The organism is Brevibacterium sp. CBA3109 (assembly GCF_040256645.1).
In the GTDB taxonomy this organism is placed as follows: domain Bacteria; phylum Actinomycetota; class Actinomycetes; order Actinomycetales; family Brevibacteriaceae; genus Brevibacterium; species Brevibacterium koreense.
This window is the reverse complement of record NZ_CP158281.1, coordinates 1,086,003-1,107,909: the sequence shown is the minus strand read 5'-3', so window position 1 is coordinate 1,107,909 and position 21,907 is coordinate 1,086,003. Positions and strand designations below refer to the sequence as shown.

Here is a 21,907-nt window from a genome sequence, read left to right as displayed (position 1 = left end):
TGTCGGTGCTGTTCTGTTCTGGTCGGTGCCTCACACGGTCCAGCTGTTGCCCGGTTTGGCCAGTTCGATGGGTCCCCAGTATTCGCGGGCGGCTTCACCGCGGACGATGGAGCAGTCCGTCCAGGAAGGAATATGGGTAAGGACGAGGGACTTGGCGTCGGCCGCCTGAGCCACGCGTCCCGCACGTTTGCCGGTGAGGTGAATGCCGCGAGTGCTGTCGCGGTCTTCCTGGAAGGCAGCTTCGCAGAGGAACAGGTCTGCTCCGCGGGCGGCCTCGACGAGGTTGTCGCATTCGTCGCTGTCACCGGAGTAGGTGATCACTGCGCCGTTGGCGTCTGTGATCCGCAGGGCATAGGCCTCAACCGGGTGGTCAACGAGGAAGGATTCGATCTGCAGGCTTCCCACCTGATGGCTGGTCCCGTGGTCGAGGTCGGCGAAGTCGAAGGCATGGCTGAGGTCGGTATCATGTCCGCTGTCGGCGACTGGGGACTTCCCGGGGTCCGTGTAGTAGGCCCGGGTCAGTCGTTCTTGTGCGCCGGCCGGGGCGAGGACGCTTGTCCTGGTGCGGATCGATCCGGTGTCGGAGATGTTGCCGTTGAAGAACTTCGGATCGTAGCAGTGCTTGACGTACAGGCCGGTCATGTCCATGCAGTGGTCTGGGTGCAGATGACTGAGTACGACCGCGGTCAGCCCATCCGTGTTGACGGCACGCTGCAACGGGCTCAGCGCCCCGGACCCGAGGTCGAGCACGATGCGCGTCGGCGATTCCTCGTCGGTTTCGATGAGATAGCAGCTGGCTGCGGAGTTGGGGCCGGGGAAGGAACCGGCGGTGCCGATGGCAGTGAGCTTCATGTGTCGTCGTCCCCCGGCAGATCGCTGAGCAAGGTGGTGGTGAGTCGATCCTGAATCCAGGTCAGGAAGTCATACAGGGTCAGTGTGAGATCTTCGGACTCGTCGAGGTCGTCCCGGTGAGCATATTTCTCCTCTTGGGCTTCCTCCGTGTCGATGCCCATGCGAACGGCAAGCACCAGGCGTAGGTCGTTGAGCCCCTTCATCCATGCCAGAACCTCATCGTGGCTCAAAACAATCGAGGAGCCTTTGGCCAGACCGTTGAGGACGATTCGAACGTTGTGGGCCTTCGCCTGCTGGAGGTCGAACTCGGTGAGACGCCGAAACTCCTGTGAGCGCTCCTCGTCGAGCGGGTCGACGTCGGGGAAGAGTCGCAGCAGCGCCGGGTCCTGGGGGCGCGGCCGTTCGACCAGTCCGAGGCGTGCTTCCCAGTTCTCCGAGTCGGGACGACCGTCTTCGTTGTCGTCTTCTGCCAGGAGTGCTGCCAGATCGGTGAAGACGGTGAGCATGAGGGATCGTTCGTTGTCCTCGAGCTTGAGGACGACGTCGTCCCCACGAGCGTCAATTGCTGCCATATGTCAGTCGGATCCTGTTTCAGGTTGGCACGCGGCCCACAAACCGTATTCGTGCATGGCTTGGGTGTCCCTCTCCATGGCTTCGCGTCCGCCTGTGGCAACGACACAGCGACCGTTCTCATGGACTTCAAGCATCAGCGACTGAGCCTTCTCGGCCGAATATCCGAAGTAGGCCTGGAAGACGTAGCTGACGTAGCTCATGAGGTTGACGGGGTCGTTGAAGACGACGGTCTTCCATGGCTTCGCCTGTTCTGTCGCCGGTCGAATGTCGACCTCCGGCTCCAGAACTGGAGTCGTTGGATTGCTCACGTTTCCACCTTACGGCAGAACACTGACGCTGTCGTGACGTAGTATCGCGCCTATGAGTGATCTCACACGGACCGCTTCGACGGCTTTTTACACCGATCAGTACGAATTGACGATGGTCCAGGCAGCACTGGAATCAGGCGCCGCTCACCGTAGGAGCCTGTTCGAAGTCTTCGGTCGCAGCCTGCCTGCCGGCCGGCGCTACGGAGTCGTTGCCGGCACTGGCCGCATCCTGGAGATGCTCCGGGATTTCCGCTTCGGCGACGAGGAGCTCTCGTTTCTCAGCCGCGAGCAGATCGTCGATTCGAGAACCATCGACTGGTTGGCTGACTACTCCTTCTCCGGCAACATACGTGGGTATGCGGAGGGTGAGATCTACTTCCCAGGCTCCCCGCTGATGACGATCGAAGCCACCTTCGCAGAAGGGGTCATCCTCGAGACGCTCATCCTCTCAGCGATGAACTATGACTGTGCGGTCGCCTCGGCGGCCTCGCGCATGGCTCAGGCTGCAGGAGATCGACCCTGCGCGGAGATGGGCGGTCGCCGCACCAACGAACATGCCGCGGTCGCCGCTGCCCGCGCGGCCGTCATCGGCGGTTTCGCGTCGACGTCGAATCTCGCCGCCGGGCTCCGGTACGGTCTGCGCACGATCGGCACGTCTGCCCACTCCTTCACGCTGCTCCACGATTCGGAGCAGGAGGCCTTCGCCGCTCAGCTCAAATCCTTGGGCACAGACACGACTCTGCTCCTGGACACCTATGACGTCGAGGAGGCGCTGGCGACGGCGGTCCGCCTGGCAGGTGAGAATCTGGGTGGGGTGCGCATCGACTCGGGCGACCTTGTCGAACAGGCCAGTGAAGTCCGTGCGGGCCTCGACCGTCTCGGCGCTCATGATACGACGATCACGGTCACCAGTGATCTCGACGAATATGCGATCGCTGCTCTCGCTGCCTCCCCCGTAGATTCCTACGGTGTCGGAACACGAGTGGTCACAGGCTCGGGCGCTCCGGCCGCCGGGCTCGTCTACAAGCTCGTGGCCCGCGCCGACGAGTCGGGGGCATGGACCTCGGTGGCGAAGAACTCCACCGGCAAACCCTCACGTGGAGGGCACAAGGACGCTTTGCGCCTCATCGATGGTGCGATCGCGGTCGAAGAAGCCGTCGGCATCCCGACGCTGCCAGACGACCTCGGCGATGGCAGGTCATTGACCGTTGATCTCGTCGTCGACGGTGAGGTCAATGAGACCTATATCGGCGCCGCCGGGGTCACGAAGGCCTGCGCTCGGCATGACGAGTCCTTGGCCGAGCTGCCGCGTTCGGCCAGGCGTATGCAGGACGGCGAACCGGCGATCCCCACAGTGTTCTATCCCAAATGATCGGGACCGAGTCAGTTGAGCTGAGGTCGGTCCGTCTGCCTGCATAGACGCAGTGGACGTCATTTCTTGCCGACGAACCAGCCTTGGAGCTTTGCGATCCGCGCCTGTATCTGCTCCCGGGTCGCCTGTGCCACGGCCGGTCCCCCGCAGGCCTTGCGCAGTTCGACGTGGACGGTCTTGTGGGGTGAACCGGTTCGCCGAGACCAAGCGCCGACGAGGCTCTGAAGCTGATTGCGCTCTTCCTTCATCGCCCGGTGATCGAGCTCGCTGGGCTCGGTTTCTGGTGCCGGTGGTGCCGCAGCAGTCTTGCGTTTCGCCTGACGCGCCTGTTGTGTCCGCAGCAGTTCGTGGACTTGGTCTGGTTCGAGCAGCCCGGGAATGCCTATGAAGTCGAGTTCGTCCTCAGAGCCGACTGCTCCGCCCGTGCCGAACTCGCCACCGTCGAAGAGCACCCTGTCGAAGAGCGCCTCGGCGCCCAATGCCTCGAAGGAACCCAGCTGGTCAGAGGCGCCCTCTTCACGGTTCGCCTGCTCCATGGCCTGGTCGTCGAAGACGACGACATCGTTCTCATCCTCGTTCTTCGGTCGGTCGAGGGCGTGGTCGCGTTCGACCTCCATCGTGTTGGCCAGCGCCAGGAGAATCGGGACGGAGGGCAGGAACACGGAAGCGGTTTCACCGCGTTTGCGCGCACGCACGAAACGTCCGATGGCCTGAGCGAAGAACAGTGGAGTCGCTGAGGAGGTCGCGTAGACCCCGACGCACAGGCGCGGCACGTCGACACCTTCGGAAACCATGCGAACCGCGACCATCCACCGATCAGTGGAATTCTGGAACTTCTCGATCCGTGCCGAAGCTCCTGCTTCGTCGGAGAGGACGACAGTAGGTGCCTCGCCGGTGAGCTCGCGCAGCACCTTGGCATAGGCACGGGCGTTGTCCTGGTCTGTGGCAATGACGAGGCCCCCGGCGTCGTGCACGGTCCGTCTCACCTCTGTCAGACGCCGGTCGGCGGCCTTGAGCACGGCCGGTATCCAGTCGCCGCCCGGGTCGAGAGCAGTCCTCCACGCCTGAGAGTTGATGTCCTTCGTCGTCTCTTCGCCGAGTACGTGGGACATCTCATCACCGGCTCTGGTCCGCCAGGACATGGCACCGGCATAGGCGAGGAACAGGACGGGGCGGACCACGGAGTCCTTGAGTGCCCGACCGTAGCCGTAGGAATAGTCTGCCACCGAGGTTCGGATACCGTTTTCGTCCGGGGCATAGGTGACGAATGGGATCGGTGAGGTATCCGATCGGAAGGGGGTGCCGGTCAGGGAGAGTCTGCGCACTGCCGGACCGAACGCCTCCCGAACTGCATCACCCCAGGACAGTGCGTCACCTCCGTGGTGGACCTCATCGAGGATGACGAGAGTGCGGCCCGCCGCGGTGCGGTTGTGGTGCAGCACGGGCTTGGCAGCCACCTGCGCGTAGGTGATGGCCACACCGTGATAGCCGGGGGCATGTTTGCCTTGGGCGTTCTTGAAGTGCGGGTCGAGTTTGATGCCGACGCGTGAGGCGGAATCGGCCCACTGCACCTTGAGGTGTTCTGTGGGTGCCACGACGGTGACTCTATTGACGACGCGTTGCGCCAACAGCTCGGCAGCGACCCGCAGAGCGAATGTCGTCTTGCCTGCGCCCGGTGTCGCGACTGCGAGAAAGTCCTTCGGCTGATCCCGAAAATACTGTTCCAGGGCCTCAGCCTGCCAGGCGCGCAACTTTCCGGCCGTTCCCCAAGCAGCGCGCTCGGGAAAGGCCGGTGGCAGTTGTTCGGCGGCGGAGGTCCCGGGGAGACGTTCCGCGGCCATTTACTCCTTGGGTCCTTCAGACATTGTTGAGTAGATTTCCTTGCATCGCGGGCATACAGGGAACCGCTCGGGGTCTCGGGTCGGCACCCACACCTTTCCGCACAGGGCAATCAGCGGTGTGCCCGTGACCATGGATTCCATGATCTTGTCTTTAGGTGCGTAGTGGCTGAAACGTTCGTGGTCTCCGGGTTCAACACGCTGCTCGGACTGCTCACGCTCGATTGTTGCTGAACCACCTGATGCTGGATAGGTCATGGCTCCATTGTAGTTCCCTAGAATGAGTGCCATGGACAGAACTCACGAGGACTCCCTCACAGAACGCTATCGCGAACTCAGCGACGATATTGCTGCCGCAGTGGCTGTGGTCTCGGCCAAGCGGGGCAACGCCTTGCACGCGATCACCGTCGACTCATTCCTCGACGTGTCCTATGATCCGCCGACGATGGCAGTCAGCGTCTACGGCGGATCACGGATGATGGAGACCTTGGAGATGAGTGAGCACTACGCCATCTCCCTGCTCAACTCATCCCAACGCGACATCTCCGAGCGGCTGGGTGCGTCCGGCCAGCCTCTCTACGGTTCGCTGAAAGGCATCGATACGTTTCCCGCTCCGCACTCGGGGCAGCCTGTGCTCACGGACGCGATCGCCTGGTTCGAACTGCGGACCACGCAGATGCTCGAAGTGGCAACGCACAGCCTCGTCGTCGGAGAGGTCGTATCGGTGGGGGCTGGCGCGCACAGCAGCAAGGACAAACCACTGCTGAGGTGGCGCAAGGCCTACGGAACGATGGGACCTCGCTGACCCGGGCCTTCGGGTGAAAGCCAGCGGCCCTCCGAACTCTCATTAGCTCCGTGTGAAGCTGACTGAGAATCGGAGGGCCGCTGTGCGCCGATCAGTCCCGGCTGGCGTCTGTGCCTTGTCTGTCTGCGACTTGTCGCTGAGGTCAGACGACGCCCTGTGCAAGCATCGCTTCGGAGACACGGATGAAGCCTGCAATGTTGGCGCCGGCAACGTAATCGCCTGGTGAGCCGAACTCTGCGGCTGCAGCAGCGCAACTGTCGTGGACGTCGCCCATGATCTCTGCCAGCCGGGCTTCGGTGAAGTCGAAGTCCCAGGTATCGCGACTGGCGTTCTGCTGCATTTCCAGTGCACTGGTGGCCACACCGCCGGCATTGGCCGCCTTGCCCGGGGCGAAGAGAACGCCGGCATCGGAGAAGGTCTTCACGGCCTCGGGCGTACACGGCATGTTCGCTCCCTCGGCAAGGGCGATGACTCCGTTGCGGACGAGAGTTCGGGCTGAGTCGGCATCGAGCTCGTTCTGAGTGGCGCAGGGCAGTGCGACGTCGACCTCGATTTCCCAGACATTTCCGCCCTCATGGTAGGTGGCACGTCCTCCACGTTCGTCGACGTAATCGGAGATGCGACCGCGTTCTTCGAACTTGATCCGCTTGACGATGTCCGTGTCGATGCCGTCCGGGTCATGGATGAACCCGCTCGAGTCTGACATGGTGATGACGGTACCGCCGAAGGCTGTGGCCTTCTCGGCGGCGAACACAGCCACGTTTCCCGATCCGGAGATCGAGACGGTGCGTCCGTCGATGTTCTTCTTCGCAGCGGCGAGCATGTCCTTGAGAAAGTACACAACACCGAACCCGGTGGCTTCCGTGCGGACCATGGATCCGCCGTATGAGAGGCCCTTACCGGTCAGGACTCCAGCTTCGTACTCGTTCCTCATGCGTTTGTACTGACCGAACAGATAGCCGATCTCGCGCCCGCCGACACCGATGTCGCCGGCCGGAACGTCTCGGTATTCCCCGATATGTCGAGAGAGCTCAGTCATGAATGACTGGCAGAAGCGCATGACCTCGAGGTCGCTGCGGCCCTTCGGGTCGAAATCAGAGCCGCCTTTGCCACCGCCGATGGGCAGTCCGGTGATCGCGTTTTTGAAGATCTGCTCGAAGCCGAGGAATTTGACGATTCCCAGATTCACCGAGGGGTGGAAGCGCAGCCCACCCTTGTATGGGCCGAGAGCAGAGTTGAATTGCACGCGGAATGCTCGGTTGATCTGGACAACGCCCTGGTCGTCGATCCACGGCACCCGGAAGATGATCTGCCGTTCTGGTTCGCAGAGACGCTCGAAAGTGGAGAGTTCGAGGTATTCAGGGTGTTTGTCAACGACAGGGCCCAGGGAATGGAGAACTTCCTGTACCGCTTGATGAAACTCCGACTCTCCGGGATTGCGGTGGAGCACCGTGTCGAAGATTGGCTGCAGTGATGGATGTAAGCTCATGGGGCCAATTTACCGTGACCTGCATAACATGAGCTGATGCGCCCGAATAATGGACAGTACGGTGTTGGAAAGCACGATTGGTATAATGCGGGCGTCGGTGAGGAAAGATGCGTCACGGCCTCCGCCGCTAGACTCATCGTATGGATTTAGAAGAAGTCTGGCCACCGTTTGCCTTGAGAATCCGGTGCGGCGATATGCAGTTGTCGCCGGTGCGTGAGTCCGACTATCCGGAATTGGCCGTCATCGCAGACGGCGGCGTGCGCCGCCACGACCGACCAGCCTTTCTCGTCAATTGGGATTCGGGTACTCGGACGGATATCGCTCGGTCCATCGCACAGTATCAGTGGAGTACGAGGGCGAATTTCCGAGCCGAAGACTGGACCATCGAGCTCACCGTCAGGGTTGACGGGCGTGTTGTCGGCGTACAGGGATTGAGTGCCAAGGACTTCGTGCGTACCCGATCGGTATCAACAGGCTCCTGGCTGTCCCTGCACGAGCAGGGCAGAGGGTACGGCACCGAGATGAGGAGGGCTGCGGTGACAGCGTTTGCCGACTGTTTCGATGCCGCAGTCTTCCACTCCGAATATCTTGAGGGCAATGACGCCAGCCGCAGGGTCTCAGAGAAGCTCGGCTACTCCCCCAACGGGGTGAAGTCCATCGTCGCGCAAGACGGGCTGGCTCACACCGAACACCAGATGATTATGGCAGCTTCGGACATTGTCCGCGGTGCGAAGCCGGTGGAGGTTGCCGGGACAGAGGTGGTTCGCCGGTTCCTGGGACTCGACCCTCCTTGAAGGTGTAGCCAATAACCTGAGGCGCAGCCGATGACCTGCGAGGCAGGGGTTCATCGATGGTGATTCCCTGCCCGCGATAGTGGTTCTGTGCCGCCGACTCGCCTGTGAATGGTCGAAGGGGAGGAATGCTCCCACCCGCCGCCACGGCCAACAGGAACGAAACTCCCCCACCACATACAAGAAGAGGCCACCCCCAAAAAGGGGATGGCCTCAACTCTCAAAGAATATTGCGGCAGTCACTTACTCTCCCACAACCACCAAGTTGCAGTACCATCAGCGCGAATGGGCTTAGCTACCGGGATCGGAACGGTTAACCGGGCGTTTCCCCACCACTATCACCACCGCAAAACCAACAAACCAACTACCACCCCAAGAACACACAGTCCTCAAAGAGTCAGTAGCGGTCCAAGAACCGTACAGCGAACGCGAACACCACACATAACGTGACTCGTTAAAAACGTCTCGTGAAACCCTACAAATGTTACTCACACACACCAACCACAATAAAGGATTGTATGAGTGATCGGCGTATTAGTACCAGTCAACTCCACACCTCACGATGCTTCCATACCCGGCCTATCAAACCCATAATCTATAGGACACCTCACCCCCAACAAGTGGGGTTGGAAATCTCATCTCGAAGCAGGCTTCCCGCTTAGATGCTTTCAGCGGTTATCCTTCCCGAACGTAGCCAACCAGCCATGCACCTGGCGGTACAACTGGCACACCAGAGGTTCGTCCGTCCCGGTCCTCTCGTACTAAGGACAGGCCTCCACAAATTTCCTACGCACGCAGCGGATAGGGACCGAACTGTCTCACGACGTTCTAAACCCAGCTCGCGTACCGCTTTAATGGGCGAACAGCCCAACCCTTGGGACCGACTACAGCCCCAGGATGCGACGAGCCGACATCGAGGTGCCAAACCATGCCGTCGATATGGACTCTTGGGCAAGATCAGCCTGTTATCCCCGAGGTACCTTTTATCCGTTGAGCGACCACGCTTCCACAAGCCATGGCCGGGTCACTAGTCCCAGCTTTCGCTCCTGCTCGACACGTCCGTCTCACAGTCAAGCTCCCTTGTGCACTTACACTCGACACCTGATTGCCAACCAGGCTGAGGGAACCTTTGGGCGCCTCCGTTACTCTTTAGGAGGCAACCGCCCCAGTTAAACTACCCATCAGGCACTGTCCCTGAACCCGATCAGGGTCCGAAGTTAAGAAATCCAGTATAGTCAGAGTGGTATTTCACTTGACGACTCCACCCCCACTAGCGTGAAGGTCTCACAGTCTCCCACCTATCCTACACAAACCACACCGAATCCCAATACCAAACTATAGTGAAGGTCTCGGGGTCTTTCCGTCCTGCTGCGCGTAACGAGCATCTTTACTCGTAATGCAATTTCGCCGAGTTCGTGGTTGAGACAGCAGAGAAGTCGTTACGCCATTCGTGCAGGTCGGAACTTACCCGACAAGGAATTTCGCTACCTTAGGATGGTTATAGTTACCACCGCCGTTTACTGGGGCTTAAATTCTCCGCTTCACCCCCCTCAAGGGGTTAACGAGTCCTCTTAACCTTCCAGCACCGGGCAGGCGTCAGTCCGTATACATCGACTTACATCTTCGCACGGACCTGTGTTTTTAATAAACAGTCGCTTCTCTCTGGCCTCTGCGACCACCACCAGCACATCACCAAGCAAGTTGGCTTCACCGGGATGGTCCCCCTTCTCCCGAAGTTACGGGGGCATTTTGCCGAGTTCCTTAACCACGATTCTCTCGATCACCTTAGTATTCTCTACCTGACCACCTGTGTCGGTTATAGGGTACGGGCAACACACAACCTCACGCCGATGCTTTTCTCGGCAGCATAGGATCACCAGATCACCCCACCAAAATGGGGCGCCCATCAGCTCTCACACTCAATGTGGGGACGGATTTACCTACCCCCACGTGCTACGACCTTAGACCACGACTACCATCGCGTGGCCTGGCTACCTTCCTGCGTCACACCTCGCGCTTACCGACTCCACACTCAGGTCCCACACCACACACCAACCAGACATCCGAAGACATCACGGGCATGTGACATGGTTAGTATCACGTGTTTTGGTATTGACGGTTATGCGTCGGTACCAGAATATCAACTGGTTGTCCATCGACTACGCCTGTCGGCCTCGCCTTAGGTCCCGACTTACCCAGGGCGGATTAGCCTAGCCCTGGAACCCTTGGTCATCCGGTGGACGGGTTTCTCACCCGTCTTTCGCTACTCATGCCTGCATTCTCACTCGTACCGGCTCCACCACTCGTTCACACGGCGACTTCACTGCCAGCACGACGCTCCCCTACCCAACACCCCACCATTACGGCTTATTAGGATGCTGCCACAACTTCGGCGGTGTACTTAGCCCCGCTACATTATCGGCGCTCAATCACTTGACCAGTGAGCTATTACGCACTCTTTTAAGGATGGCTGCTTCTAAGCCAACCTCCTGGTTGTCTTCGCAACTGAACATCCTTTCCCACTTAGCACACGCTTAGGGGCCTTAGTTGATGGTCTGGGCTGTTTCCCTCTCGACAATGAAGCTTATCCCCCACTGTCTCACTGCCACGCTGAACCTTACCGGCATTCGGAGTTTAGTTGACGTCAGTAACCCGGTGGGGCCCATCAGCCATCCAGTAGCTCTACCTCCGGCAAGAACCACGCAACGCTGCACCTAAATGCATTTCGGGGAGAACCAGCTATCACAGAGTTTGATTGGCCTTTCACCCCTAACCACAGGTCATCCCCTCCATTTTCAACTGAAGTGGGTGCGGGCCTCCACGCGCTCTTACACACGCTTCACCCTGCCCATGGCTAGATCACTCCGCTTCGGGTCTAGGACACGCGACTGAAACGCCCTATTCGGACTCGCTTTCGCTACGACTACCCCACAACGGGTTAACCTCGCCACGCACCGCTAACTCGCAGGCTCATTCTTCAAAAGGCACGCCATCACCCCAACAAGGAGGCTCTGACGGATTGTAAGCACATGGTTTCAGGTACTATTTCACTCCCCTCCCGGGGTACTTTTCACCATTCCCTCACGGTACTATCCGCTATCGGTCATCAGGAAGTATTTAGCCTTACCAGGTGGTCCTGGCAGATTCACACGACATTCCACGAGTACCGTGCTACTCGGGTATATGCACAACGTTGGGGCCACATGTTTCGTCTACGGGACTCTCACCCACTCCGGTACTGTTTCCCACCAGCTTCGACTACACGCAGCACACATCAACGTTCCGGTCATGCTGGACCGAACACGCATACCCCACAACACCAAGCCAGCAACACCAGCACGTTTGACACTGACAAGGTTTAGGCTCTTCCAGTTTCGCTCGCCACTACTCCCGGAATCATATTTTATTTTCTCTTCCTACGGGTACTGAGATGTTTCACTTCCCCGCGTTCCCCCCACACACCCTATATATTCAGATGCGGGTCACCACACTCTCATGTGGCGGGGTTTCCCCATTCGGACACCCTCGGATCACAGCCCGTTTATCGGCTCCCCGAGGCTTATCGCAGATTTCCACGTCCTTCATCGGCTCCTGATGCCAAGGCATCCACCATGCGCTCTTACACACTCATACCAACCACAATGAAGTCAGTCGATAATTGTGTGCGCGAAAAAAACACTTTCGGATTTCACAAGAAAAATCACATTACATAAACAACACACACAAGTGTGTTGTTGATGCTCGCGTCCACTATACGATTCTCAAACCACTACCAAACACCACCCACACCCACACTGCTACAGCAGTATGACCATGACCTGGGTCGGTCCGTTAGATTGAAACCACCACACCACAACCACCACACCCTCAAAAGAGTGCGCATCGTTGCGGGGCCTGTGATTCCAGGACCCAATAACGTACTTGTTCTAGCCCACCACACAACCCCCGCGAACACGGAACATACCGTGACCACGCAGGTCGGATGAGCGAAAATAGCAATGTTCCACCCTTGAGCTGCCCAACCAGACACACAATCGGTGTCTGTTGTCGGGGTTCTTATGTGTGCTCCTTAGAAAGGAGGTGATCCAGCCGCACCTTCCGGTACGGCTACCTTGTTACGACTTAGTCCCAATTGCCAGTCCCACCTTAGACGGCCCCCTCCACAAGGGTTGGGCCACCGGCTTCGGGTGTTACCGACTTTCGTGACTTGACGGGCGGTGTGTACAAGGCCCGGGAACGTATTCACCGCAGCGTTGCTGATCTGCGATTACTAGCGACTCCGACTTCACGTAGTCGAATTGCAGACTACGATCCGAACTGAGACTGGCTTTAAGGGATTCGCTAAAACCTCGCGGTCTCGCATCTCTCTGTACCAGCCATTGTAGCATGCGTGAAGCCCAAGACATAAAGGGCATGATGATTTGACGTCATCCCCACCTTCCTCCGAGTTGACCCCGGCAGTCTCCTATGAGTTCCCACCATTACGTGCTGGCAACATAGAACGAGGGTTGCGCTCGTTGCGGGACTTAACCCAACATCTCACGACACGAGCTGACGACAACCATGCACCACCTGTACACCAACCTCAAAGAGGAAAACCTGTTTCCAGGCCGGTCTGGTGTATGTCAAGCCTTGGTAAGGTTCTTCGCGTTGCATCGAATTAATCCGCATGCTCCGCCGCTTGTGCGGGCCCCCGTCAATTCCTTTGAGTTTTAGCCTTGCGACCGTACTCCCCAGGCGGGGCACTTAATGCGTTAGCTACGGCGCGGAGAACGTGGAATGTCCCCCACACCTAGTGCCCAACGTTTACGGCATGGACTACCAGGGTATCTAATCCTGTTCGCTCCCCATGCTTTCGCTCCTCAGTGTCAGTTACAGCCCAGAGTCCCGCCTTCGCCACCGGTGTTCCTCCTGATATCTGCGCATTTCACCGCTACACCAGGAATTCCAGACTCCCCTACTGCACTCTAGTCAGCCCGTACCCACTGCACGCGCAACGTTAAGCGTTGCGTTTCCACAGCAGACGTGACCAACCACCTACGAGCTCTTTACGCCCAATAATTCCGGACAACGCTTGTACCCTACGTATTACCGCGGCTGCTGGCACGTAGTTAGCCGGTACTTCTTCTGCAGGTACCGTCACCACCCGAAGGTGGCTTCTTCCCTGCTGAAAGCGGTTTACAACCCGAAGGCCGTCATCCCGCACGCTGCGTCGCTGCATCAGGGTTTCCCCCATTGTGCAATATTCCCCACTGCTGCCTCCCGTAGGAGTCTGGGCCGTGTCTCAGTCCCAGTGTGGCCGGTCGCCCTCTCAGGCCGGCTACCCGTCGTCGTCTTGGTGAGCCATTACCTCACCAACAAACTGATAGGCCGCGAGCCCATCCCCAACCGAAAAAACTTTCCACTCCAACTCATGCGAGTCGGAGTCATATTCGGTATTAGACCCAGTTTCCCGGGCTTATCCCGAAGTCGGGGGCAGGTTACTCACGTGTTACTCACCCGTTCGCCACTCATCCACCCCAGCAAGCTGGGGCTTCAGCGTTCGACTTGCATGTGTTAAGCACGCAGCCAGCGTTCGTCCTGAGCCAGGATCAAACTCTCCATAAAAAAATTATGTTGCGTTAATAACCCCGGCAAGACAGTCAAGCAACGATCACGGGGTGATCGCAGTTGACCTAAAAATTTCATACCCACACACAACAAAGTGCCCATTCCCGGCGAGGGGAACGAACACTGGTGTCTGGACATGTGATTGTCTTACCAGAAAAAATGTTTCTGGCATCACTATCTGTTCAAACAAATACGCTATTGGATTCTCAAACCACACACACTCACCCGTCACCACAAACCATAAATGGCCGTGTTCACCAGGGGTGTCAGTTTCAATTGTATACTTTTTGCCTTTCGGCCCGCCGTACCAGCGAATATCCACTCTACAGTGTTGTTTCGACCTTCGCAACTTGAAGTTCATCTTCAGTTTGCTGGGACCAAACCTGATCAGAGTGACCGTTGCCTTTCCTTGCGGGCTGGCAACTCGGTACACACTACACACATCCAGCGGCCGGCGCAAAACCGGCTGGTTCTGGCCCGTTCGACTCAGGCTAAACAGTGCCTGGGACATCGAGTGGTCCACTGTGCCGGCTGATGCCTCGCCGGGCATCGTCTGCTGTTTCGCATGACCGTGTAGAAGCCGGTCAGCCCACGGGCGTGGTGAGTTCTGGGCCGTCGTTGCGAACATTGCCCACACTCTTGCCCACTTTATGTCGAGTCACACTCGCCGGGTCGACCTGCGCGAGGGTCGACGCCAACAGTGGAGGTACGTCGGCACTCGATACCGCTGGGTCGATCCATCCATCGACGGCGCCTTGGCCGAGGAAGACCGGCATCCGGTGGTGGACATCGCGCAGATGCCCTGCCGCTTCCATCGTCAGGATCGTCGTCGACACCAACCAGGACTGGTCCGGCTGCTTCCAGAACTCGAACAGGCCGGCCATGAACAGCGGGTCATCACCTGCCGCTGACATCATCCATGGCTGCTTGCCGTCCTCCGTAGCCTCCCACTCGTAGTAGCCAGGTATCGGAAGAGCGCAGCGCCGCCTCCTGATGGGCTGCCTGAACATTGGCTTCTCAAGGACAGTCTCCGAACGCGCGTTGAATGCTTTGAAACCGATCTTTGCGTCCTTCGCCCACCCGGGGACCAACCCCCACGAAGCGGTCTCCAGTCGACGTATCAGCTGTCCTTCATCGTCCAGTCGTTCGACGACGATCGGCACGAAAGAACCCGGGGGTACGTTGTACCTGGGCGTGTAGTCGTAGGAGATGACGTCAAGGCGGAGCTCATCGGCGAGATCTGCCGGATCGAGAGACATATTGAGTCGACCGCACATGCGCTTATCTTCTCACTTCACTACACTGTCGACAATGGCGGCGGAAAAGACAGCAGCGAGCAGACTCGACCCGATCGAGGAGTCCAGGAAACAGTGGCTCGCCCACGGCTGGAATGATTCGACCGATGGCATGACGACCGTGATCTCGGTGATGAGAGTCCATCAACTGTTTCTCGCCAAGGTCGACGCCGCGCTCAAGCCATTTGCGCTGACCTTCTCACGATACGAAGTCCTCACTCTCCTGTCGTTCACCAAGTCGGGGACGTTGCCGATGTCGAAGATCTCGGCCCGACTCCAAGTCCACGCCACCTCGACGACGAATTCGGTCGATCGACTTGAGAAGGCCGGCCTCGTGAAGAGGCGCAGCCACCCCGATGACCGTCGCACCACGCTCGTCGAACTCAGCGAGATCGGCCGTGAGCTGTCGTCACGCGCGACTGCCGCCCTCAATGACGAGGTCTTCAGCTCACCTGCGCTGGCCGAGGCCAATCTGAGCGGGCTCCTACCCCATCTCGAATCACTGCGGTCCGAGCTCGAAGACCACGCCTGAGGCTGCTGCCCTTGCGCTGACCAACACCTCGACGAACCAACTGCCTCCAATTAGTTGGACGTCCAAGTAATTTCTCCGTATCGTAGTGAATGTCATCACGTATGCGAGAAGCCTCAATCGTGAATAGCCCCAACCGTGGAGGAACAATGTCCCGCAGCACAGCAGCTGCCCTGCCGTTCGGTCTCACCGAAGAACAACAGACAATCTCCGGCATGGTGCGCGAATTCGCCGACTCCGAAATCGCTCCGCATGCTCTGGAGTGGGACGCCGATCACCACTTCCCCGTCGACGTCATCAAGAGGTCCGCGGACCTGGGCATGGGCGGAATCTACGTCAGCGAAGAAGCCGGGGGCACGGGCATGGGGCGCATGGACGCCGCCCTCATCTTCGAGGCGATGTCGACAGCCTGTCCCTCGGTCGCCGCCTACATCTCCATCCACAACATGGTGGCGTGGATGATCGACAAGTACGGAGATGCTCCGCAGAAGGAGAAGTACCTCGCTCCCCTGGTCTCAATGGAGCACCTCGGCAGCTACTGCCTCACTGAGCCCAACGCCGGTTCCGATGCTGCCGCTCTGCGTACCTCGGCGCGAGAGGACGGTGACTCTTATGTCCTCAACGGTGTCAAACAGTTCATCTCTGGCGCCGGCACCTCCGACACGTACCTGGTGATGGCACGCTCCGGTCAGGACGGATCGCGTGGAATCTCCGCGTTCATCCTCGAAAACGGCATGGAGGGGCTCTCTTTCGGCCCCAACGAACAGAAGATGGGATGGCGGGCGCAGCCGACCCGCCAGGTCATCATGGAAAACGTGCGTGTGCCGAAGGAGAACCTCCTCGGCGAACCGGGTCAGGGCTTCAAGATCGCCATGTCCGGTCTCGACGGAGGCCGGCTCAATATCGGAGCTTGCTCGCTGGGTGGCGGGCAGTCGGCGTTGGAGAAGGCCATCGACTACATGGGCGAACGACAGGCCTTCGGCACTGAGCTCTCCGCATTCCAGGCCCTGCGATTCGAAGTCGCAGAGATGCAGACAAAGCTCGAGGCCGCTCGCTCCCTCCTGTGGCGCGCTGCCAGCGCCTACGACGCGGGCGATCCGAACACCTCGCTGCTCTCAGCGATGGCGAAGCTGACAGCCACGGATTCGGGCTTCGACGTCGCCAACAGGGCACTCCAGTTGCACGGCGGCTATGGCTATCTGACAGAGTATGGAATTGAGAAGCTGGTGCGTGACCTGCGCGTCCACCAGATTCTGGAAGGCACCAACGAAATCATGCGCGTGATCATTTCGCGCAAGAGCACAGGAGTGGGCTGATATGACGACTGAAGCTGCGGCATCGCCTAGCGAACCCTCCGTCATCACCTCGAGTCACAACGGGGTGGGGCGGATTGAACTCAACAAACCGAAACTGATCAACGCACTGAGCCAGGAAATGGTGGGTGCCATCGATGACGCGCTGAAGAGCTGGCGCAATGACGACACAATCAAAACGGTCCTGGTCACCGGACGCGGCGAACGCGGGCTGTGCGCCGGAGGCGACATCAAGGCCGTGTACAACGACATTGTGGCCGGCACCGATGAGAACGCCCGGTTCTGGAATCGCGAATACAAGATGAACCATGAGATCTCCGAATTCCCCAAGCCCTATGTTGTCATCATGAATGGCATCACGATGGGCGGCGGCGTCGGAATCTCGGGCCACGGCTCGCACCGCATCGTCACCGATTCCACGAAGATCGGGATGCCAGAGACTGGGATCGGCCTGTTCCCCGACGTCGGCGGCACACATCTGCTGGCCAATGCGCCGGGCGAACTCGGCACCCATCTGGCACTGACCGGACTGCCGGTCGGAGCAGGAGCAGCGCTGGCCATGGGACTGGCCGACTACTACGTTCCCGACGCAGATGTGCCAGGGCTCATCGCCGAGCTCGAAGCAGGCGGCGACGTTGAGACGGTGATCGGGCGCTACGCCACCGATGCTCCGGAGAACGAACTCGCCGAGTCCACGAGCTGGATCGACGAATGCTATACAGGAGACCGGGCGGAGGACATCGTCGCAGCGCTGGCCGCGCATGCGGATCCTGATGCCAATGCTGCAGGGAAACTGATCGGGACCAAGGCTCCCACTTCGGTGAAGGTGACTCTGGCCGCGCTCCGCGCTGCCGGAAACATGTCCTTGGCCGAGGTCCTCGAACAGGACTACCGCGTCGCCGTCGCGCTGACGCATCGCCCGGACCTCAAGGAGGGCATCCGCGCTCAGGTCATCGACAAGGACCGCAATCCGCAGTGGTCACCGGCCGCATTCGACGAGGTCAGCGACGAAACAGTCCACGACATCCTCACCACCGATCACAAAGAGAAGGTGTTCTCATGAGCGACTACGAAACCATCCTCACGGCCGTCGACCAAGGCGTCGCCACCATCACGATCGACCGCCCGAAGGCTCTCAACGCGCTGAACATGCAGGTGCTCACCGATGTCACAGATGCGGCCACCGGATTCGATGCCGATGATGAGGTCAAGGCGATCATCATCACCGGCGCCGGCAAGGCCTTCGCCGCGGGCGCCGACATCAAGGAGATGTCCGATCTCGACTTCGCCACCGCGTTCAAGGCCGACTGGTTCGCCGGCTGGACCCGTCTGACCAACGTGCGCAAACCGGTCATCACCGCTGTCAACGGCTTCGCCCTGGGCGGCGGCTGCGAGCTGGCGATGATGGGCGATATCCTCATCGCGTCGACTAAGGCGAAGTTCGGCCAGCCCGAGATCAACCTCGGCGTCCTCCCCGGTATGGGCGGTTCCCAGCGTCTGACTCGTGCCATCGGCAAGGCCAAGTCCATGGACATGTGCCTGACCGGACGCATGATGGACGCCGAGGAGGCCGAACGTTCAGGCCTCGTCGCACGTGTCGTCGAACCCGAGGAACTGCTGACAACGGCCAACGAGATCGCGCACACGATCGCGTCCAAGTCCCGCATCGCCTCGGCGATGGTGAAAGAAGCGGTCAACACCGCATTCGAAACGACCCTCGAACAGGGACTGCGTTACGAACGTCGCCTCTTCCACTCCACTCTGGCCACAAACGACCAGTCCGAGGGAATGGCCGCATTCGTCGAGAAGCGGGACCCGAACTTCACGGATTCCTGACCCACCGCACGACGCCGCAGAGCACACGCGGCTGCAACGATGGCGCAGACGAATCGAACTCGTCTGCGCCATCGGCGTCTCTGCCCCCATGATCACTTTTAACAATCGTTCGGTTAGAGTGGAAATGTTCATCCACCCAAAGGAGGCACAATGAATTCTTTCGCCAATCTTCTCCCCCAGCTGCGACTTCCAGTGTTCGGCTCCCCCATGTTCATCGCATCCGGGCCTGACCTGGTCAAGGCCCAGTGCCAAGCCGGCATCATCGGCTCCTTCCCCACGCTCAACGCCCGTCCTGCCTCGATGCTCACCGACTGGCTGGACGAGATCCGTGAATCCAACGCCGCGTTCACCACAGCGAACCCCGATCGTCCGGCGGCACCGTTCGCGGTGAACCTCATCGTTCACCGCTCAAACAACCGTTTGGAGGCAGACCTCGCCGAGGTGGTACGCCATCAGGTGCCCATCGTGATCACTTCCTTGGGTGCACGTGAAGAGGTCAATGAGGCCGTGCATTCCTACGGCGGCATTGTCCTCCACGACGTCATCAACAACAAATTCGCGCACAAAGCCGTGGAGAAGGGCGCCGACGGTGTCATCGCCGTGGCCGCCGGCGCCGGTGGACATGCCGGAGCACTCTCACCGTTCGCCCTGGTCCAGGAGATCCGGACCTGGTTCGACGGTCCGCTGCTGCTCTCCGGAGCCATCGCACACGGTCGTTCGGTCCTTGCCGCGCTGGCCTCGGGCGCTGACTGTGCCTATGTAGGCTCGGCCTTCCTGTCGACGGCAGAGGCCAACGTCGCCGAAGACTACAAGCAGATGGTCGTCGACTCCGCCGCCGAAGACGTCGTCTACTCCAGCTACTTCACCGGAGTCAAGGGCAACTACCTGCGCGGTTCGATCACAGCTTCGGGCCTCGACCCCGACAATCTTCCCGACGCCGACCCGACGAAGATGGACTTCGGCACGAAGGAGGGCTCGGACTCGAAGGCGTGGAAGGATATCTGGGGCTCGGGCCAGGGCATCGGCGTCCTCGGCGCCAAGCGCACCACCGCAGAACTCGTCGAGAGCCTGGCCGCCGAGTTCGAAGCCGCGAAGAAAGACCTCGCCGCTCGCAACTGAGCCGATCTCAGATCGTGGAGATGATGCCCCGTTCGGTCAGGCGTGAGGACAGTCCTGCACCGTCCGGGGCATAAATCCACGGCACGCCCTGACCGCGACCGTGGCGCTTCGAACGACCACCAGCCCAAACCGCTTCGCCCACAGTGAGCTGGCGGATTGCGACCGCGGCGACATTGTCGGGATGGTTGTCCACGAACTCTCCGTAGACTTCCTCGTCCTTCTGACCGTCGTCGCCGATGAGCAGCCATTTCATCCACGGGAACTCACGCGATAACCGCTCAAGAGAGTTGCGTTTGTGCTCCTTGCCCGAACGGAAGACTCGAGTTGTCGTCGGTCCCCAGTCAGTGAGCAGCAGGGGCCCCATCGGGTAGAGGTTGCGGGAGAGGAACCGTTTGATCGTCAGGGCCGAATTCCACGCGCCCGTTGACAGATAGACCATCGGTGAGTTTGGGCGCATATAGGTTATTCGGTCGTAGAGAACAGCCATTCCCGCTACCGGTGACCTGGCATGCTCGCTGAGGACGAAAGTGTTCCACGCGGCCAGAAACGGTCGGGGCAGTGAGGTGACCATGACGGTGTCGTCGATGTCGGAGATGATGCCGAACGTCGAGTCCTCGCCGATGATCCGCACCGCAGCGGAATCGACGAGCGACCCATCGGTCCACAGTTCGATCTCCGTCTCACCGGGCTGAAAGTCACCGGGAATGACCGTGTCGATGATGCCGCCCCGGTCAGCAGTGACCATGTGCTCTTCGTCATTGACGCGCACCCATGCAGTGTCGTTGGGCAGAGGCACACTGACAAAGGACTTCCACCCTCGGATGCTCGCCTGCAGATCCGCGGCAGGCTGACCGGTCGGGGTCAGGACCAAGCGGCCGAGCACTCTCACCCACCCGGTGCCGCCGTACGTGTCATAGGCCATGACCGTGCGTTGATAGGTGTGGTCGGTGGCGCGGTTCTGCAGCCAACCGTTGAAACGGTCTTCCATCCGTGCCGCGGTGTGCAGCATGTCTGGAGTGAGGTTCAGCGGTCCTTCTTCGGGTTTCTTCTTCGCCACGGTTCTTCCTTCACACTCATCGCACGTCAGGTCGGATCGGGGTGCAGCCAGCTCAGACGAAGCCGACCCTGTCGTAGACGTCTCGCAGGGTCACCTCGGCGATCTCATTGGCCTTCGCCGCACCCGCATCGAGGATGGCCTGGAGCTGCGCTCGGTCCTGCAGGAGCTCATTGGTGCGCTCACGTACAGGCGTGAGGGCTTCAACGGCGATCTCGGCGAGGTCGACCTTGAGGTGGCCATACATCTTTCCCTCGTACTCGGCGACGATGTCGTCGAGCGACCGCGAAGTCAGGGAGGAGTAGATCGTGAGCAGGTTCGACACTCCGGGCTTGGCCTCCGGGTCGTAGGCGATCTCCTTTCCGTCGTCGGTGACGGCGGACTTGATCTTCTTCGTCAGCGACTTCGCGTCGTCGAGGATGTCAATGCGACCCAGGGGACTGGGCAGGGATTTCGACATCTTCGAGGCGGGGTTCTGCAGGTCGTAGATCTTCGCGGTGGCCTTGAGGATCTGTGCTTCGGGTACGACGAAGGTCTCACCGAACCGGTAGTTGAAGCGTTCGGCTAGGTTTCTGGTCAGCTCGAGATGCTGGCGCTGGTCCTCGCCGACGGGCACCATCTGCGGGTTATAGAGGAGGATGTCGGCGGCCATCAGCGCGGGGTAGGTGAGCAGGCCCAGGGACACATGCTCCTGCTTGGCCGATTTGTCCTTGAACTGTGTCATCCGACTGGCCTCGCCCATCGATGTGGTGCATTCGAGGATCCATGACAGCTGGGGGTGAGCCGGGACCTGCGACTGGACGAAGATCGTCGACTTCTCCGGGTCGATACCCGCCGCAATGAACTGCGCAGCTGTGCGCAGGGTTCGCTCGCGCAGATCGCTCGGGTCCTGCTCGACGGTGATCGCGTGCATGTTCGCAATGAAGTAGAAGGCATCGTGTGACTCCTGATGCGCCACGAACTGCTGCAGAGCTCCGATGTAGTTACCCAGGTGCAGTGAGTCAGAGGTGGCCTGAATGCCTGAAACGGTGCGTGGCAGAGAAGAAGTCGTCATGTGACTATGATGCCACTTCACCGGGAAGTCTTTGCAGTCCGCCCCGTGCGAGCCGAGGACTCGGGCGAG

The 21,907-nt window shown here is 59.7% G+C and carries 17 protein-coding genes and 3 rRNA genes; 8 read left to right on the top strand and 12 right to left on the bottom strand.

The window, feature by feature from the left end; genetic code table 11:
* Positions 1-30: 30 nt before the first annotated feature.
* From AAFP32_RS05140 to clpS, 3 genes are read right to left on the bottom strand one after another with little or no spacing between them, the layout of a single operon-like run.
* On the bottom strand, positions 31-852 hold the full coding sequence (locus AAFP32_RS05140; RefSeq protein ID WP_350270892.1) for an MBL fold metallo-hydrolase: 822 nt from the start codon (positions 850-852) through the stop codon (positions 31-33).
* On the bottom strand, positions 849-1,424 hold the full coding sequence (locus tag AAFP32_RS05135) for a DUF2017 family protein (RefSeq protein ID WP_350270891.1): 576 nt from the start codon (positions 1,422-1,424) through the stop codon (positions 849-851). The genes AAFP32_RS05140 and AAFP32_RS05135 overlap by 4 nt, the downstream gene beginning before the upstream one ends.
* Positions 1,425-1,427: 3 nt before the next feature.
* Positions 1,428-1,733: an ATP-dependent Clp protease adapter ClpS gene (gene clpS / locus AAFP32_RS05130; RefSeq protein ID WP_101620002.1), complete on the bottom strand. Its 306-nt coding sequence runs from the start codon at positions 1,731-1,733 to the stop codon at positions 1,428-1,430.
* 52 nt (positions 1,734-1,785) lie between these two features.
* Here clpS and AAFP32_RS05125 point away from each other — a divergent pair, with 52 nt between their 5' ends.
* On the top strand, positions 1,786-3,105 hold the full coding sequence (locus tag AAFP32_RS05125; RefSeq protein WP_350270890.1) for a nicotinate phosphoribosyltransferase: 1,320 nt from the start codon (positions 1,786-1,788) through the stop codon (positions 3,103-3,105).
* A 59-nt stretch (positions 3,106-3,164) separates the two neighbouring features.
* Here the strand turns inward: AAFP32_RS05125 and AAFP32_RS05120 are convergent, their stop codons facing one another.
* Both AAFP32_RS05120 and AAFP32_RS05115 read right to left on the bottom strand, forming a co-directional pair.
* Positions 3,165-4,946 carry a DEAD/DEAH box helicase gene (locus AAFP32_RS05120; RefSeq protein ID WP_350270889.1) on the bottom strand — a complete coding sequence of 594 codons (1,782 nt, stop codon included), beginning with the start codon at positions 4,944-4,946 and terminating at the stop codon, positions 3,165-3,167.
* Complete coding sequence (locus AAFP32_RS05115) at positions 4,947-5,201, bottom strand: DUF3039 domain-containing protein (protein ID WP_092102889.1); 255 nt, start codon at positions 5,199-5,201, stop codon at positions 4,947-4,949.
* A gap of 31 nt (positions 5,202-5,232) precedes the next feature.
* On the opposite strand from AAFP32_RS05115, the gene AAFP32_RS05110 reads away from it, so the two are divergent.
* Positions 5,233-5,748: a flavin reductase family protein gene (locus AAFP32_RS05110; protein ID WP_350270888.1), complete on the top strand. Its 516-nt coding sequence runs from the start codon at positions 5,233-5,235 to the stop codon at positions 5,746-5,748.
* Positions 5,749-5,890: 142 nt separating this feature from the next.
* On the opposite strand, the gene gdhA is transcribed toward AAFP32_RS05110, so the two are convergent.
* Positions 5,891-7,237 carry an NADP-specific glutamate dehydrogenase gene (gene gdhA / locus AAFP32_RS05105; RefSeq protein ID WP_350270887.1) on the bottom strand — a complete coding sequence of 449 codons (1,347 nt, stop codon included), beginning with the start codon at positions 7,235-7,237 and terminating at the stop codon, positions 5,891-5,893.
* Positions 7,238-7,377: 140 nt separating this feature from the next.
* Here gdhA and AAFP32_RS05100 point away from each other — a divergent pair, with 140 nt between their 5' ends.
* Positions 7,378-8,031 carry a GNAT family N-acetyltransferase gene (locus AAFP32_RS05100; protein ID WP_350270886.1) on the top strand — a complete coding sequence of 218 codons (654 nt, stop codon included), beginning with the start codon at positions 7,378-7,380 and terminating at the stop codon, positions 8,029-8,031.
* A 227-nt stretch (positions 8,032-8,258) separates the two neighbouring features.
* On the opposite strand, the gene rrf is transcribed toward AAFP32_RS05100, so the two are convergent.
* The 4 genes from rrf to AAFP32_RS05080 all read right to left on the bottom strand — a co-directional run bounded on the left by rrf (position 8,259) and on the right by AAFP32_RS05080 (position 14,897).
* Positions 8,259-8,377, bottom strand: a 5S ribosomal RNA gene (gene rrf / locus AAFP32_RS05095).
* A 165-nt stretch (positions 8,378-8,542) separates the two neighbouring features.
* Positions 8,543-11,661, bottom strand: a 23S ribosomal RNA gene (locus tag AAFP32_RS05090).
* A gap of 440 nt (positions 11,662-12,101) precedes the next feature.
* Positions 12,102-13,635 (bottom strand): 16S ribosomal RNA (locus AAFP32_RS05085).
* The 16S, 23S and 5S rRNA genes sit together here, the layout of an rRNA operon.
* A gap of 587 nt (positions 13,636-14,222) precedes the next feature.
* Positions 14,223-14,897 carry an SOS response-associated peptidase gene (locus AAFP32_RS05080; protein WP_350270885.1) on the bottom strand — a complete coding sequence of 225 codons (675 nt, stop codon included), beginning with the start codon at positions 14,895-14,897 and terminating at the stop codon, positions 14,223-14,225.
* Between the two features lie 52 nt (positions 14,898-14,949).
* Between AAFP32_RS05080 and AAFP32_RS05075 the strand changes: the two genes are divergently transcribed.
* The 5 genes from AAFP32_RS05075 to AAFP32_RS05055 all read left to right on the top strand — a co-directional run bounded on the left by AAFP32_RS05075 (position 14,950) and on the right by AAFP32_RS05055 (position 19,730).
* Complete coding sequence (locus AAFP32_RS05075; protein WP_350270884.1) at positions 14,950-15,465, top strand: MarR family transcriptional regulator; 516 nt, start codon at positions 14,950-14,952, stop codon at positions 15,463-15,465.
* Positions 15,466-15,611: 146 nt separating this feature from the next.
* On the top strand, positions 15,612-16,778 hold the full coding sequence (locus tag AAFP32_RS05070; RefSeq protein ID WP_350270883.1) for an acyl-CoA dehydrogenase family protein: 1,167 nt from the start codon (positions 15,612-15,614) through the stop codon (positions 16,776-16,778).
* Position 16,779: 1 nt separating this feature from the next.
* Positions 16,780-17,838 (top strand): enoyl-CoA hydratase/isomerase family protein, encoded by a 1,059-nt coding sequence (locus tag AAFP32_RS05065; RefSeq protein WP_350270882.1) that lies wholly within the window; start codon positions 16,780-16,782, stop codon positions 17,836-17,838.
* Positions 17,835-18,611: an enoyl-CoA hydratase gene (locus AAFP32_RS05060; RefSeq protein WP_350270881.1), complete on the top strand. Its 777-nt coding sequence runs from the start codon at positions 17,835-17,837 to the stop codon at positions 18,609-18,611. Before AAFP32_RS05065 ends, AAFP32_RS05060 begins: the two co-directional genes overlap by 4 nt.
* Before the next feature lie 150 nt (positions 18,612-18,761).
* Complete coding sequence (locus AAFP32_RS05055) at positions 18,762-19,730, top strand: nitronate monooxygenase family protein (RefSeq protein ID WP_350270880.1); 969 nt, start codon at positions 18,762-18,764, stop codon at positions 19,728-19,730.
* 7 nt (positions 19,731-19,737) lie between these two features.
* Here AAFP32_RS05055 and AAFP32_RS05050 read toward each other — a convergent pair whose 3' ends face one another.
* Entirely contained in the window at positions 19,738-20,787 is a 1,050-nt protein-coding gene (locus tag AAFP32_RS05050) for an App1 family protein (RefSeq protein WP_101621042.1), read from the bottom strand.
* Positions 20,788-20,839: 52 nt separating this feature from the next.
* A complete protein-coding gene (gene trpS / locus AAFP32_RS05045) occupies positions 20,840-21,838 on the bottom strand; it encodes a tryptophan--tRNA ligase (protein ID WP_350270879.1) in 999 nt (332 codons plus the stop codon).
* Positions 21,839-21,907: the final 69 nt, after the last annotated feature.